The organism is Nonomuraea sp. NPDC049655 (assembly GCF_044465465.1).
In the GTDB taxonomy this organism is placed as follows: domain Bacteria; phylum Actinomycetota; class Actinomycetes; order Streptosporangiales; family Streptosporangiaceae; genus Nonomuraea.
The window spans coordinates 241,274-255,030 of record NZ_JBITLS010000012.1 but is presented as its reverse complement, the minus strand read 5'-3'; the positions used below and the strand labels follow the sequence as shown (position 1 = coordinate 255,030).

11 protein-coding genes are annotated in these 13,757 nt (G+C 72.4%); 7 read left to right on the top strand and 4 right to left on the bottom strand.

The window, feature by feature from the left end; translation table 11 throughout:
• Nucleotides 1-8 precede the first annotated feature (8 nt).
• Genes ACIBQ6_RS35055 through ACIBQ6_RS35040 form a run of 4 tightly spaced genes read left to right on the top strand, consistent with a single transcriptional unit; the run spans nt 9 to nt 3,871 of the window.
• Nucleotides 9-986: a MoxR family ATPase gene (locus tag ACIBQ6_RS35055; RefSeq protein ID WP_352361528.1), complete on the top strand. Its 978-nt coding sequence runs from the start codon at nt 9-11 to the stop codon at nt 984-986.
• A 6-nt stretch (nt 987-992) separates the two neighbouring features.
• Nucleotides 993-1,877, top strand: coding sequence for a DUF58 domain-containing protein (locus ACIBQ6_RS35050; RefSeq protein WP_358298901.1), 885 nt, complete (start codon nt 993-995; stop codon nt 1,875-1,877).
• The gene (locus tag ACIBQ6_RS35045) at nt 1,874-2,824 is read left to right on the top strand and encodes a VWA domain-containing protein (RefSeq protein WP_397217184.1); all 951 of its coding nucleotides are present in this window, start codon (nt 1,874-1,876) and stop codon (nt 2,822-2,824) included. The genes ACIBQ6_RS35050 and ACIBQ6_RS35045 overlap by 4 nt, the downstream gene beginning before the upstream one ends.
• The gene (locus ACIBQ6_RS35040) at nt 2,825-3,871 is read left to right on the top strand and encodes a VWA domain-containing protein (protein ID WP_397217183.1); all 1,047 of its coding nucleotides are present in this window, start codon (nt 2,825-2,827) and stop codon (nt 3,869-3,871) included.
• Nucleotides 3,872-3,886: 15 nt separating this feature from the next.
• Here the strand turns inward: ACIBQ6_RS35040 and ACIBQ6_RS35035 are convergent, their stop codons facing one another.
• On the bottom strand, nt 3,887-4,312 hold the full coding sequence (locus ACIBQ6_RS35035; RefSeq protein ID WP_358298907.1) for a DNA-binding protein: 426 nt from the start codon (nt 4,310-4,312) through the stop codon (nt 3,887-3,889).
• A 154-nt stretch (nt 4,313-4,466) separates the two neighbouring features.
• On the opposite strand from ACIBQ6_RS35035, the gene ACIBQ6_RS35030 reads away from it, so the two are divergent.
• The gene (locus tag ACIBQ6_RS35030) at nt 4,467-5,633 is read left to right on the top strand and encodes an erythromycin esterase family protein (RefSeq protein ID WP_397217181.1); all 1,167 of its coding nucleotides are present in this window, start codon (nt 4,467-4,469) and stop codon (nt 5,631-5,633) included.
• An 81-nt stretch (nt 5,634-5,714) separates the two neighbouring features.
• Here ACIBQ6_RS35030 and ACIBQ6_RS35025 read toward each other — a convergent pair whose 3' ends face one another.
• Nucleotides 5,715-8,087, bottom strand: a complete 2,373-nt coding sequence (locus ACIBQ6_RS35025; RefSeq protein ID WP_397217179.1) for a hypothetical protein — start codon at nt 8,085-8,087, stop codon at nt 5,715-5,717.
• A 251-nt stretch (nt 8,088-8,338) separates the two neighbouring features.
• On the opposite strand from ACIBQ6_RS35025, the gene ACIBQ6_RS35020 reads away from it, so the two are divergent.
• Complete coding sequence (locus ACIBQ6_RS35020) at nt 8,339-9,148, top strand: ArsR/SmtB family transcription factor (protein WP_397217177.1); 810 nt, start codon at nt 8,339-8,341, stop codon at nt 9,146-9,148.
• Nucleotides 9,149-9,209: 61 nt separating this feature from the next.
• Here ACIBQ6_RS35020 and ACIBQ6_RS35015 read toward each other — a convergent pair whose 3' ends face one another.
• Nucleotides 9,210-10,817 carry a beta-N-acetylhexosaminidase gene (locus tag ACIBQ6_RS35015; protein WP_397217175.1) on the bottom strand — a complete coding sequence of 536 codons (1,608 nt, stop codon included), beginning with the start codon at nt 10,815-10,817 and terminating at the stop codon, nt 9,210-9,212.
• Nucleotides 10,814-12,058, bottom strand: a complete 1,245-nt coding sequence (locus tag ACIBQ6_RS35010) for a Gfo/Idh/MocA family oxidoreductase (protein ID WP_358298918.1) — start codon at nt 12,056-12,058, stop codon at nt 10,814-10,816. Before ACIBQ6_RS35010 ends, ACIBQ6_RS35015 begins: the two co-directional genes overlap by 4 nt.
• A 141-nt stretch (nt 12,059-12,199) precedes the next feature.
• Between ACIBQ6_RS35010 and ACIBQ6_RS35005 the strand changes: the two genes are divergently transcribed.
• The gene (locus ACIBQ6_RS35005; protein WP_397217173.1) at nt 12,200-13,372 is read left to right on the top strand and encodes an ROK family protein; all 1,173 of its coding nucleotides are present in this window, start codon (nt 12,200-12,202) and stop codon (nt 13,370-13,372) included.
• Nucleotides 13,373-13,757: the final 385 nt, after the last annotated feature.

Genomic DNA, 13,757 nt, shown 5'->3' with positions numbered 1-13,757 from the left:
GGGACATCATGCCCCCGGCCCAGGCTCATCCGCTCGAACAGGTCCTCTTCGAGGTCAAACGCACCATCGTCGGCCAGGACGTCCTGCTCGAACGCATGGCCGTCGCGCTGATCGCCGACGGTCACCTGCTGGTGGAAGGCGTGCCGGGCCTGGCCAAGACCCTGGCCGTCCGGTCGCTGGCCGCGGCGATCACCGGCGGGTTCCAGCGCGTGCAGTTCACCCCCGACCTGGTCCCCGCCGACCTCGTCGGCACGCGGGTCTACCACCAGCACTCCGGCGAGTTCCGGACGGAGCTCGGCCCGGTGTTCACGAACCTGCTGCTCGCCGACGAGATCAACCGCGCCCCCGCCAAGGTGCAGAGCGCCCTGCTGGAGGTGATGCAGGAGCACCAGGTGACGATCGGCCGCGAGACGTTCCAGGTGCCGGAGCCGTTCCTGGTGATGGCGACGGAGAACCCGATCGAGTCGGAGGGCACGTACCCGCTGCCCGAGGCGCAGGTGGACCGGTTCATGATGAAGGTCGTCGTCGGCTATCCCGCCCAGAACGAGGAGCAGGCGATCGTCGAGCGCGCGCTGCGCCCGCCGGACCCGCCGCAGCCGACGGTCACGACCGCCGAGCTGATGGAGATGCGAGCCCGCGCCCGGCAGGTGTACGTCGATCCGTCGATCGTCGACTACGCCGTACGCGTGGTCGCCGTGACCCGTTCGCCGGGCACGGCCGGGCTGGGGGAGCTGGAGCGGTACGTCACGTACGGGGCCAGCCCGCGCGCGTCCATCGCGCTCGTCACGGGCGCCCGCGCGCTGGCGTTCCTGCGCGGCCGCGACTACGTCCTGCCGGACGATCTGTCCGAACTCGCGCTCGACGTGCTCCGCCACCGGCTCGTGCTGTCCTACGAGGCCCTGGCGGACGACGTCGACGCCGACACGATCATCAGCAGGGTGCTCGGGGCCGTCCGGGTACCCGACGTCGTCCTGCGGAACCGCTGAGCCGTCATGGCAACCGCCCCCGAGAAACTCCTGCTCCGCCTGGAGTGGAAGGTCGTCCGCAGGCTGGACGGCCGCCTCCAGGGCGCCCACCGCACCGCGCACCGCGGCTCCGGCGTCGACTTCACCGGCCTGCGCCGCTACGCCGACGGCGACGACGCCCGGCACATCGACTGGAACGTCACCGCCCGCCTGGACGAGCCCCATCTGCGCGTGTTCACCGAGGACCGCGAGCTGACGGTGTGGCTGGTGCTCGACCGGTCGGCCTCGATGACGGCCGGGCGGCCGGGCCGCGGCAAGCACGACGTCCTGGCCGAGCTGGCGCTCGTCCTCGCCCGGCTGTTCGGGCGGGGCGGCGACCGGGTCGGGGCGCTGCTGTTCGACACCGGGATGGCGCGGGTCGTGCCGCCGGGCACGTCCCGGCGGCACGCGCTGCGGATCGGCGCCGAGCTGGAGCGCACCGCCGGCCCGCGCGCCGGCGCCACCACCGACCTGGCCCTCATGCTCGACGCGGCCGGACGGCTGGCGCGCCGCCGCGCGCTCGTCGTCGTCCTGTCGGACTTCATCGGCGAGGGCGACTGGGAACGCTCGCTCCAGCGCCTGGCCCGGCGGCACGAGGTCGTCGCCCTGCGCATCGTGGACGCGGCCGACGACGTGCTGCCCGAGGCCGGGCTGATCGTGGTCGAGGACGCCGAGACCGGCGAGCAGCTCGTCGTCGACTCCGCCGACCCGCTGCTGCGGGTCCGCTTCCGCGAGGCCGTGGACGCCCGCGACGCCCGGCTCGCGGCGGGCATGCGCCGGGCGGGGGTCCCGGTCCACCGCGTCGCCACCGACCGCGACCTGACCGACACGCTCGTCGAGCTCGCGGCCCGCACAGGGGAGCGGTGGCCATGACACTGTCGTCCCCCTTGTCGCTGGCCGCCGGGCTGCTCGTCACGGCGGCGCTGGCCTGGGCGGCCGTCGTCTCGGCCCGCCGCCGGAGGTCGGCGCTGGCCGCGGCCGGGGTCGCCGGGCCGGGCGGGCGCGGCGCGTACCTCGGGACCGGCCTGACGATCGCCGGGGTCGGCGTGCTCGCGGTCGCGGCCGCGGGACCGGCGGCGATGGTGCCGGTGCCGCGCACCGCGGGCACCGTCATCCTCGCCGTCGACGTCTCCAACAGCATGGGCGCCGGCGACGTCGCGCCGACCAGGCTGGCCGCCGCGCAGCGGGCGGCCCGCGCGTTCGTGGCGGCGCAGCCCGACAGCGTGGACATCGGGGTCGTCGCGTTCGAGCGCGGCGCGCTCACCACCGCGCGGCCCGCCGCGGACCATTCCGTCGCGCTCAGGGCCATCGACCGGCTGAGGATCACCGGCGGCACCTCGCTCGGGGCGGCCATCACGGCCTCGCTGACGGCCATCACCGGCCGGCAGGTGGTCATCGGCCGCGACGGGCCGCCGCCCGATCTCGGCTACTGGCCGTCGGCCACGATCGTGATGTTCTCCGACGGCCAGAACCAGGGCGGCGACGTCGAACGGGCCGCCGCCGCGGCCCAGAAGGCGGGCGTGCGCGTCCACACCGTGGGGGTCGGCACCGCGGCCGGGGCGGCGGTCCAGGTCGACGGCTACCACCTGCAGACCTCGCTCGACGAGGACACCCTCACCACGATCGCGCGGACCACCGGCGGCGCCTACCACCCGGCCGCCGACGCCGCCCGGCTCGACGGCGTCGCCGACGCGATCGACCTGCGGCTCACCGTCTCCGACGAGCCGCTGCCGCTCGCCGGCGGGCTGATCGGGCTCGCCCTCGCGCTGCTCGCCGCGGGCGCGGCGGTCACCGTGTTCCGGTCCGGGCGGGTGATCTGAATGTCGTTGTCCTGGCCGTGGGCGCTGCTGTCGGCGCTGGTCATCCCGTTGATCTTCGCGATCCGCTGGTGGGCGGGCCGCCGGCGGCGGCGGGCCGTCGTGCGCGTCACCTCGATCGCGCTCGTGCGGGCCGCGCTTCCCGGGCGTACGCGCTGGACGCGGCGCATCCCCGTGGCGCTCTTCGTCGCCGGGCTGGCGCTGCTCGCGGTGGGGGCGGCGCGGCCGCAGGCGTCGGTGCCGGTGCCGATGCGGTCGGCGACGATCCTGCTCGCGCTCGACACCTCCCTCTCCATGTGCTCCACCGACGTCGATCCCAACCGTCTCACCGCCGCCAGGAAGGCCGCCGCCGGCTTCATCGAGTCGATGCGCGGCGGACCGCGCATCGGCCTGGTCACCTTCGCCGGCACCGCGGGCCTGCTCGTCCCGCCCACCGACGACACCGACGCCCTGATCGAGGCCCTGGACGGGCTCGCCGTCGCTCGCGGCACCGCGATCGGCCAGGCCATGCTCACCTCGATCGACGCGATCGCCGAGGTGGACCCCTCGGTCGCCGCCACCGCCGCCACGCCGCCCGCCGCGGCCTCCGGGTACGCCGGCGCCGCGATCGTCGTGCTCACCGACGGCGCCAACACTCACGGCGTCGACCCGCAGCGGGCCGCCCAGGAGGCGGCGTCGCGCCGCGTACGCGTGTTCACCATCGGCTTCGGCACCACGAAGGTGGTGCCGATGGTGTGCGACAACTCGCAGTTCGACGGCCGCGGCTTCGGCGACTGGGGCGGCGGGTCCGGCGGGGGCTTCGACCGGGGCCGCAACCCCCGGGTCATCGACGAGCCGGCACTCCGGCAGATCGCCCGTACGACCGGCGGCTCCTACCACCGGGCCGAGAACGCCGACCAGCTCGCGACCGCCCTCGACGCCCTGCCCGGCACCTTCACGGTCGTCCGCGAACGGGTGGACACGGCCGCCGCCTTCGCCGGGGCCGGCGCCCTGCTCGTGGCCGCGGCGCTGTCGCTCTCCCTCTGGTGGAACCGCCCGCGCCGCGCCTGACCTGCGGCGGGCGGCCTAGTCGAGAGCCGTCGCCGACCGTTCGGCGAGCCGTTCGTGGCGTTGCCGGGCGGCCTGCGCGGTGCCGAGGCCGAGCCCGAAGGCGATCTCCTGCCAGGTCATGCCGCGGCCACGGGCCATCGCCAGCAGCCCGGCCTCCAGCGCGTCCAGCTCTCCGCGAACCAGCGGGACGAGGCTCAACGCCGCGGTGATGTCGGCCTGGTCCACCTCCGGCTCGTCGTCGTCGAGCTGCGCGGCCCCGCTGAGCAGGAACGACACCAGCCTGACGGCCTCGTGCGGCCCGATGACCGACGGGTGCGCCTGCCTGAGCCGCTGCTCGTCGGTGGCCGCGTGCCGCTCGGCGATCCGGAACAGGGACGCGTGCACCCGCCGGGCGCGCGCCTGCTCGGGGTCCGGCGGGGAGAAGGGGTGTTCGATCGACATGGAGGCAACGATGTCGCGGGAACCGATTGATGTCAATAGCTTGTTTTGAATGAACTGTTCAACACGTGAAGTGCCGATTGAAGGTTTTATGAGAGCTGTGCCGGGATTCCGGCGGCAAAGGTTACATCGAAAGTTCAACGATAGCGTTGAAGGCATGGATATCAAGGACATCGCCTGGCCGGTCGATGGCGCGGGTGTCTCGGCGTTCCTGGGAACGCTCCCCGCCAGGCCGCTGCTGCTCGGCCTCGGTGAGGCCCGGCACTTCGTGGGGGAACTGGGCGAGCTGCGCAACGAGATCTTCCGGCACCTCGTCGAGTACGAGGGCTACCGGTCGTTCGCCGTCGAGAGCGACTGCCTCAAGGGCCTCCTGGTGGACGACTACGTCACGACCGGCGTCGGCGCCCTCGACGACGTCATGGACCGCGGCTTCAGCCACGGTTTCGGCGCCCTGCCGGCCAACCGCGAGCTCGTCCGCTGGATGCGCGCCCACAACGAGGAGCACGACGAGAAACTGCGCTTCTTCGGCGTCGACGGCCCGCTGGAGTACTGGGCTGCGAGCCCGCGCGAGGCGCTCACCGGCCTCTACGACCTGCTCGACGGCCCGCTCCGCGCCGCGGTGGTGACCAGGGAGACCCTCGACACGCTGCTGGGCCCGGACGACCGCTGGTCCGACGAGGCCACGGCCATGGACCCGGCGAAGTCGATCGGCCAGTCCGCCGACGCCCAGCGGCTGCGGGTGATCGCCGACGACCTGGCGGCGCTGCTCGACACGCAGTCGCCGCAGCTCGGCGCGCGGGACAGGGAGCGCGCGCACCTGTACGCGCGCACCGCCACCGGCCTGCTGCGCTACCACCACTGGATGGCCGACGCCTCCCCGGCACGCTGGACCCGGCTGTCGGCCCTGCGGGACGCGATGATGGCGGCCAACCTGCGTGCCGTCGCCGAGCACGGCCCGGCCCTGGTCTTCTCCTCCAACCTGCACCTCCAGCGCCACAAGACGTTCATGTCGTTCGGCGACCAGCGGCTGGAGTGGTGGAGCGCGGGGGCGATCGCCGCCGCCCATCTGGGCGACCGGTACGCCTACCTGGCCTCCGCCTTCGGCGCGACCGGCGACGACACCCCGCCGCCGGACACCGTCGAGGGCGTGTTGTCCGCGCTCCCGTGGGACCACGCGGTGATCGACGCCCGCCGCCTGGCCGGGATGGTCGCCGACCCGGAGCGGCGCGTGTCCCAGGATTTCGCCTACTTCCCGCTGGACCCGTCCCAGCTCGGCACGATCGACGGCGTCGTCTTCCTCAAGCAGGTCGGCGCCTGGGGGTGACCGTCCGGAGGGCGGACAGCACGATGGTCCCTCCCCGCGGGGAGGGACCATCAGGTTGACGCGGATGGGAAGAGGGACGACCTACTCGGAGGTCTCCCAGGGCATCGGCATGTCGCCCATCTCCCGGTAGGAACGTTCCATGTACGGGTCGTCCATCATGTCCTCAGGCTGAGGCTCGTAGGACTCGTCCATGGACTGGCCCATGTCCCGCTCGTTCTTGTCCGCGTGCTCCGGGACGCATCCCGATTCGGCGGTCCTGCCGTCGTACGGCATCTTGCCGGGCGGGCACTGGTGGTCGTAGCCGTGGTCGTACCGCTGGTCGTACCCGTGGTCGTGACCGTGGTGACGGCCGTGGCCGTGGTGGTGGTGCTGCTTCTTGCCGGGCCGGCAGTGGCGGTCCTTCTTGCCCGGCCGGCACGGGTGGTGCGGGTTCTTCGACTTCTGCACGACCCGGATGGTCGCCGTCGCCGGAGCGGAGGTCAGGCCGTCCGCTTTCGCCACGGCGGTGTTGGTGACGGTGAAGCGGCAGCCCTTCCGGCAGTCCTTCTTGCCGCCGGGACGGCTCGGCACGACGAAGACGCCCGTGCACGTGGTGGTCTCGCCCGGCTCCAGGGTGGTGGTCCGGCAGACGATGTTCGTCACCCGGTTGTCGTCGATCCGGAGGTTCTCCACCGTCTCGTCAGAGTTGTTCCTGACCTCGTAGCGGTAGGTGACCCGCTCGCCCGGCCGGTACGTGCGGGTGTCGTCCACGGTCTTCTCCAGCAGGAGCGTCCCGCGCTCGCCCATGACGTCGATGGTGGCCTCCGACGGCGGCGAGCTCACCTCCGTGTCGTCGATCAGGCCCACCGCGGTGGCGGTGTTGGTGACCGAGCCGTGGGCGGCGTCCTCTTCGGTGACCGTGTAGGTGCCCGTGCAGGACGTGGACTCGCCGGGCTCCAGGGTGGTGGTCTCGCAGACGATGTCCGACACCCGGTTGTCGTCGATCCGCAGGTCGGTCACGATCTCGTCGAACGTGTTCCGCACGACGTAGCGGTAGGTGACCCGGTCGCCGGGGCGGTACGTGCGGGAGTCGTCGACGCGCTTGTCCAGCTCCAGCATCCCGCGCTCGTCCGTGACGCCGATGGTGACCTCGGACGGCGGCGAGCTGACCTCGTTGCCGTCCGCCCGGCCCATCGCGGTGGCGACGTTGGTCACCGAGCCGCGCTCGGCGTCCTCCTCCGTGACCGTGTACGAGCCGCGGCAGATGACCCGCTCGCCCACGTTCAAGGTGGTCTGCGGGCAGGTGACCTCTTCGACGACGTCGTCGTCCACCATCAGGTCGGCGATGTTCATGTTGCCGGTGTTGGTGACCACGTACTCGTAGGGCACCTCAGTGCCCACCGGCACCGGGTCGGGCAGGTCGGCGTCCTCGGCGACGCGCTTCCTGAGCGACAGCTCAGGCCGCTCGGCCACCGGACGGACGACCACGTTCCGGATCAGGTGCACATCGCTGAACAGACCGGTGGACGCACCGAAGCCGAACTTGTAGGTCTCCGGGACCGGCTGCGGCGCGGGCAGGGACAGCACCTCCTGCATCCCGTTGCCGTCGTTGAAGTCGATCGAGACGGTGACCTCGGGGTTCGGCGCCGGAGTGATCCGGACGTTGACCGTGCGCTTCGACTCCTCCAGCACGGCCTGCGCCGCCCGCGGGTCGTTGGGCACGGTCCGCGTGGGCCCCTGCAGGTCGCCCGGCAGCGTCGAGGGCCACGGCCCGGTCGTGCTGAAGTTGCTGGTGGTGGCGGTCAGGAAGCAGTAGCCCGCGGTGCCGTTGCCGGGCCCGCGCACCGTCACCATGTTCGGCCCGGGAGCCGGGACGCGGAACCCGGTGCCGGCCGGTGAGCGCTCGGCGCAGGTGCGGCCCCGCTGCTCCCAGTCCCCGAAGTAGTTGCCGAGGACGTCCAGGCCGACGCCGATGTAGCCCTGGTTGACCCCCGGCTCGAACGGGTTCGCCGGGTCGTCGTCGGGCAGCTTCTGGGCGTAGCCGAGGCTGCCGCCGAACGCGCCTGGACGGTCCAGCGAGGCTTCCCCGTTGATCAGGAAGAAGGAGATGCCGTCCGCGGGCACCGCCGTGGTGTTGCCGTACTGCCACTGCTCGAACGTCACGTCCAGGCCCTCTTCGGCCGGGATCGGCTCGTTGTAGAGGGCGGCCGCCGTCTGGTCCAGGTCGGCGCTGGTGAGCTGGAGGTAGCCGTACGGGGCTGCTCCGGTCGGCGGGACGGGACCCGCCGCGTTGGCGGGGCAGCCCCCGAGCGGATGGTCGCCGGGCCCGGCGGGCGGAGCCGCCGGCGCGCCGGTCAGGCAGGCCGATCCCACGCCGATGAACTGCGGGATCGCGGTGGCCCCGGTGAAGTCCTCCTCGACCAGCGGAACCGGCTGCGCGGCTGCTGGACGGGCAGGTTGAAGCGCGACAGACACCGCGCTCAGAAGGAGCATGGTGGAAATGGCCGCACGTTTAGGGCCAGCTGAGCTGTTTCCCGGCCCCGCAGGGCCAGATCGTATCTTCACGAATACCGAAGGTAACCATGCGCACTTGTGAACAGCTCGATCGACATAGCAAATGATCAACCACGAATGACTACAGGGATTCCGGATTGCGGTGGCGGCGCGTTCGGCCTGGTCCCGCGGGCTTTGACAATAGGCAGGTAAATACCTGCATAATGGACGGCGTGAGCCCCGAAGCGACAGCCGTGGATCTCGTCTTCAAGGCGCTGGCCGACCCCACCCGGCGCCTCCTGCTCGACCGACTGCGCGAGCACAACGGCCAGACGCTGCGCGAACTGTGCGAACGCCTGGACATGGCCCGCCAGTCGGCGACCCAGCATCTCAACGCGCTTGAGCAGGCCGCCCTCGTCACCGTCGTCCGGCGCGGACGGGAACGGCTCCACTACCTCAACCCGGCGCCCATCCACGAGATCCAGGAGCGCTGGATCTCGGAGTTCGACCGGCCCCGGCTGCGAGCGATCAACGCCGTCAAGAACCAGGCAGAGGAGTACGCCATGAGCGACGCACCCACGTCCGTGCCGACCTACGTCTACGTCACCTACATCCGCGCGAGCGCCGAGCAGGTCTGGCGGGCCCTGACGGACGCGGACCTGACGGCGCGCTACTGGGGACACGCCAACGTCTCGGACTGGCGGCCGGGCTCGCCCTGGGAGCACCGGCGCGCCGACGGGTCGGACGTCGTCGACGTCGTCGGCGAGGTGATCGAGGCCGAGCCCCCGGCCCGCCTGGTCGTCACCTTCGACGACGCCGCCGGCACGGAACCGGCGCGGAAGGCGTCGGTCGTCACCTTCCTCATCGAGCCGCACCAGGACATCGTCCGGCTCACCGTGACCCACGAGGACCTGCCCAACCAGGCGATGCACGACGGGATCGCGCAGGGCTGGCCGGCCGTGCTGGCCAACCTCAAGTCGCTGCTGGAGACCGGCGAGGTCCTCCCGCAGGCGCCGTGGGAGATGCACCGGGCACACGCCTGACGCCCACGGCTCCTGGCCCTGCTCTGAGGCCGGCGCCGCCCTCGGCACGGGGACGCGCGGTTCAGAGACGCAGGCTCGACGTCCAGCGGGCGAGCTGGGCGTCGATCTCCGCTCTGGTCCGGGGGTGACCGGGGGCGTCCGGACGGCGCTGCCAAGGGTGCGGCCCGGCCGCCGGCCGGTACTCCACGCCCAGGGCGTCAAGACGTCTCTCGTGCACGGCGAGCCGCGCCAGGAAGTCCGCGAAGTCGCGCTCGCCGCTCCACATCGCCTCGGCGAAGGCGGCCAGCCGCGGGAAGGCCATGTAGTCGAGCAGCCGGGGGGAGTCGATGTGCTCGGTCCACAGAGCGGCCTGCGCGCCGAGAATCCGGTCGCGCTCCTCTGCGTCCAGGCCGGCGGGGACGGGGTCGAAGGCGTGCACCGCCCGCAGGGACGTCACGCTGCCGATCGGCACCGGCTCCTGGTCGCCGTCGGCCTGGCGGAAGTCCAGGTACGTCTCGCTGAACGGCGAGACGACCACGTCGTGACCGGCCCGCACGGCCAGCACCGCGCACTTGTCGCCGCGCCAGGCCGCGACGGTGACGCCGGGCGGCAGGCCGCCTTCCAGGAGCTCGTCCCAGCCGAGCGGTCTGCGCCCGCGGGACAGCAGGTAGTCGGTGAAGTGGCGCATGAGCCAGGTCTGCAGCTCGTCGGCGTCGTGCAGGCCGAGCTCCCGGATGCGCTCCTTGGCCGGGACGCTCTCGTTCCACTGGGTCTTCGGCACCTCGTCGCCGCCGACGCAGACGTACCGGCCGGGGAAGAGCTCCAGGACCTCGTCCAGGACGTCGGTGAAGAAGGCGATCGTGTCGTCGGCGACGTTGAGCACGTTCTCGCCGACCCCCCACTCGGTGCGGACCGGCAGGCGGTCGTCGAGGTTGCCGAGCTCGGGGTAGGCGGCGATGGCGGCCTGCGTGTGGCCGGGCAGGTCGATCTCCGGCACGACCGTGACGAACCGGTCGGCGGCGTAGGAGACGATCTCGCGGATGTCGTCCTGGCTGTAGAAGCCGCCGTGCGGGCGCCCGTCGAAGCGCTGGTGCCGCGCGGCGCCCACCGGTGACTCGTGCCGCCACGCGCCGACCTCCGTGAGCCTGGGGTACTTCCTGATCTCCAGCCGCCAGCCCTGGTCGTCGGTCAGGTGCAGGTGCAGGACGTTGAGCTTGTGCGCGGCCAGCAGGTCGATGTACCGCAGCAGGTCGTTCTTCGGCAGGAAGTGCCTGGCCACGTCGATGAGGCAGCCGCGCCAGCCGTATCGCGGAGCGTCGGCGATCTCCGTCGCGGGGATGCTCCACGTCCTGTCCCCGGTGCGTCCGGCCCGGAAGGCGGCGGGGTCGAGCAGCTGGCGCAGGGTCTGCGCCCCGTAGAAGGCGCCGGCCGGGCCCGTCGCCTCGATCAGCACCGACTCGGTCGTGGCGGTGAGCCGGTACTCCTCGGGCCCGAGGCCCGCGACGAGCCGGATCTCCACCCCGCCGGGCCCCTCGGGGAGCGGCAGGCCGGTGGCCGGGGTGAGGGCCTCGCGAAGCCATTCCGCGGCTCTGGCCAGCGCCGGGTCGGCGGACAGCGGGGTCGTGGCGGTGAAGGTGAACCGGCCCTCGCCGGGCGTGCGGCGGGCGGGCGCCGGGATCGTCGCGTTCACAGGGCCTGCACGGTGCGGGTCTCGCGGGCGCGCTCGGCGGCCCAGACGACCAGGTGCCCGGCCAGGGCCTCGGCCGGGCCGGCGCCCAGCGGCGCCTGGTCCCCGGCGGCGACGGCGTCGATGAACGCCTTGGTGAGACCCCCGTCGCCGCCGCCGTGGCCGTCGGCGAGCGACGCGCCCGCCGTCGTCTGGGTGTCGATCCGCTCCTCGGCGCCGGTCACGAAGTCGACGACCCTGATCTCGCGCCCGTCGCCCTCGGCGTACCCGCGGGTGCCGAAGATCCGGGTCCTGCGGTGCTCCAGCGGCGTGAACGCCGTCATGGTGAACGACACGGTCGCGCCCTTCGCGAACTCCAGCGTGACGACCTGCTGGTCGACCACGTCGTTGTCGCAGTCGTAGACGCAGCGGCCGTACGGGCCGGTCTCCAGCGCGTGCGTGACGCCCGCCACGGTGGCGTCGGACGTCACGGCGCCGAGCGGCCAGAACTCCCGGCGCGGGTCGCCCAGGCAGCTCAGGTAGAGACGCTTGGCGGAGTAGGCGCAGTCGGGCTCCACGGCGCAGCTCACGCAACGCGTGCTCGCGCCCTCGGGCCGGTTCTCCGGCCGGAAGTGGGTCAGCGAGCCGAAGGACGACACCGCGACCGGCTGCTCGCCGAGGATGTGGAGCAACCAGTCGATGTCATGACAGGACTTGGTCAGCAGCATCGGCCCCGATTCGGCCGCGTTCCGCCAGGCGCCCCGCACGAAGGAGTGGGCCATGTGCCACCAGCCCACCGGCTCCAGGTGCTGCACGCTGGAGATCGTGCCCAGCCTGCCGCTGTCCAGCAGCTCCTTGAACGCCCTGGTGTAGGCCGTGTAGCGGAGCACGTGACAGACCGCGAACAGCACGCCGTTGCGTTCGACCGCCTCGACGATCCGGCGGGCCTCCGGTTCCGTCGGCGCCATGGGCTTCTCCAGCAAGATGGCGTAACCGAGGTCGGCGAAGGCCACGGCCGGCTCGACGTGCAAGCGGTCCTGGGTCGCGATGACCACGGCGTCCGCGAGCTTCGGCACGGCGGCCAGCTCGTCCCATCCGGCGAAGCAGGCGCTGTCCGGCAGGTCGTGGTCGGCGGCCACCTTGGCCCGCCGGGCCGGGTCCGGGTCGGCGACTGCCACGATGCGGGCCCGGCCGTCCGCGGCGGCGGCCCTGGCGTAGATCTGGCCGCGCGATCCGGCCCCGACGATGGCTATGGTCACTGTCATTTCGCAAACTCCTTTATGAAGGTCTCCATAGATAGTCACGAGAATGACCTTGCCGTCAAGCCTCTTCTCGCCGGGCACATGCAGCTAGAAGTGGGGATGGGCCAAAGCGATATAGTTCAGAGACCAGTGATAGTGAGGAGTGTGACCGTGCAGGTCAGTGGTGGCGACCTTCAGCGGCTACGCCAGCTGAACTCCCTGAGCAGCATCCGCGCCCTGCGGGAGGCGCGCGAGCCGCTGACGCTCACCGAGCTGTCCGCCCGCACCGGGTTGTCACGGGCCTCCGTCGTGGACGTCGTCACGGATCTGGAGCAGCGCGGCTGGATCGCCGAGGTGCCGCCCGCGCCGGGCGCCATGGGCCGGCCCGCCAAGCGCTACCGGTTCCGTAGCGACGCGGGGCACGTGCTCGGCATCGACGTGGGCGTGCACAAGGTGCTGGCCGTGGTCACCGACCTGGCCGGCCGGATCGTGGCCAGCGGGCGGGTCGCCGTCGACCGGCACACCGCCCAGCGGGAGCGGCTGGAGGCGGTGTGGCGGGCCGTCGACGCCGCGCTCGTCGCCGCCGGGCTGAGCGCGTCCGACATGTGGGGCGTCACCGGGGGCAGCACCGGCGTCGTCAACCGCGAGGGGCTCGTCACCATGGTCAACGACCTGCCCGACTGGCCCGGCGTCGACCTCGTCGGTCACCTCGGGCAGCGGCTGGCCTGCCCGATCACCATCGAGAACGACAGCAAGCTGGCCGCGCTCGCCGAGCAGCGGCTCGGGGTGGCCGCGGGCGTCCAGCACCTCGTCTACCTGCACGTCGGCCGCCGGCCCGGCGCCGCGCTGATCATCGACGGGCGCCTGTACCACGGGTTCAGCGGGGCCACCGGCGAGGTCGGGCTCATGGAGATCACGGGCTGGAGCACCATGGCCGGGCGGCTGGAGAGCGGCCCGGCGGCCGAGGGCGCCGCGCCCGAGGAGGCCGCCCGGCACGTCTTCGGCGCGGCCCGGGCCGGCGACCTGGAGGCCCAGGCCGCGGTCGACGCGTACGCCCGCCATCTCGCGCTCGGCACCGCCGCGATGGTGCTGACGCTCGACCCCGAGCTGGTCGTGCTCGGCGGCGGGTTCTCCCGCTCGGCCGACGTCCTGCTGCCCGCGCTGCGCCGGGCGCTCGAACCTCACTGTGTACGCGTTCCCGACATCCGGCCCTCGACGCTCGGCGAGGAGTGCGTCGCCCTGGGCGGAGCCTGTCTGGCCCTGGACCACGTGGACGATCGATTCTTCTCCCTGGAGGGTTCCATCTCCAGCCCCGCCGCTCCGCAGCGACCCTCCTGACCTGCTTTTCTCGTGGACTCCACGAGAAGCCCGTCGCTGACCTCCCGGGCGGATTCGGAGGCTTTCGACACCGGCCAGTGATGCGTCACCTTTCCGCCAGATCACTTTCCGCTGTCGGGCGATTACGTTCTGTATGCATTGCTCATGGTCGTCACCGGCTCCCGAGCCGGTCGATCGTCTCGTGTGGGCTCGCCCGCCGTCCGAGGCCCGTGCCGGCCCACCCACCGCATCAGTGGAGGTAACCCATGCCCGCCAGCCCCGTCGCCCGCCTGATGGCCGCGTCCGCCGTCGCCCTGGTGGCCGCCGCCGTCGCCCCCGCCTCGACGGCTCACGCCGCCCAGGCCGGCCCGCCGGTGTGCCTGGACGCCACCAACAGCCGCGCCGA

What these genes read in the sequence shown, in the direction of transcription:
- ACIBQ6_RS35055 (WP_352361528.1), top strand. Translation starts at nt 9, where the DNA reads ATGCCCCCGGCCCAGGCTCATCCGCTCGAACAGGTCCTCTTCGAGGTC.
- ACIBQ6_RS35050 (WP_358298901.1), top strand. Translation starts at nt 993, where the DNA reads ATGGCAACCGCCCCCGAGAAACTCCTGCTCCGCCTGGAGTGGAAGGTC.
- ACIBQ6_RS35045 (WP_397217184.1), top strand. Translation starts at nt 1,874, where the DNA reads ATGACACTGTCGTCCCCCTTGTCGCTGGCCGCCGGGCTGCTCGTCACG.
- ACIBQ6_RS35040 (WP_397217183.1), top strand. Translation starts at nt 2,825, where the DNA reads ATGTCGTTGTCCTGGCCGTGGGCGCTGCTGTCGGCGCTGGTCATCCCG.
- ACIBQ6_RS35035 (WP_358298907.1), bottom strand. Translation starts at nt 4,312, where the DNA reads ATGTCGATCGAACACCCCTTCTCCCCGCCGGACCCCGAGCAGGCGCGC.
- ACIBQ6_RS35030 (WP_397217181.1), top strand. Translation starts at nt 4,467, where the DNA reads ATGGATATCAAGGACATCGCCTGGCCGGTCGATGGCGCGGGTGTCTCG.
- ACIBQ6_RS35010 (WP_358298918.1), bottom strand. Translation starts at nt 12,058, where the DNA reads ATGACAGTGACCATAGCCATCGTCGGGGCCGGATCGCGCGGCCAGATC.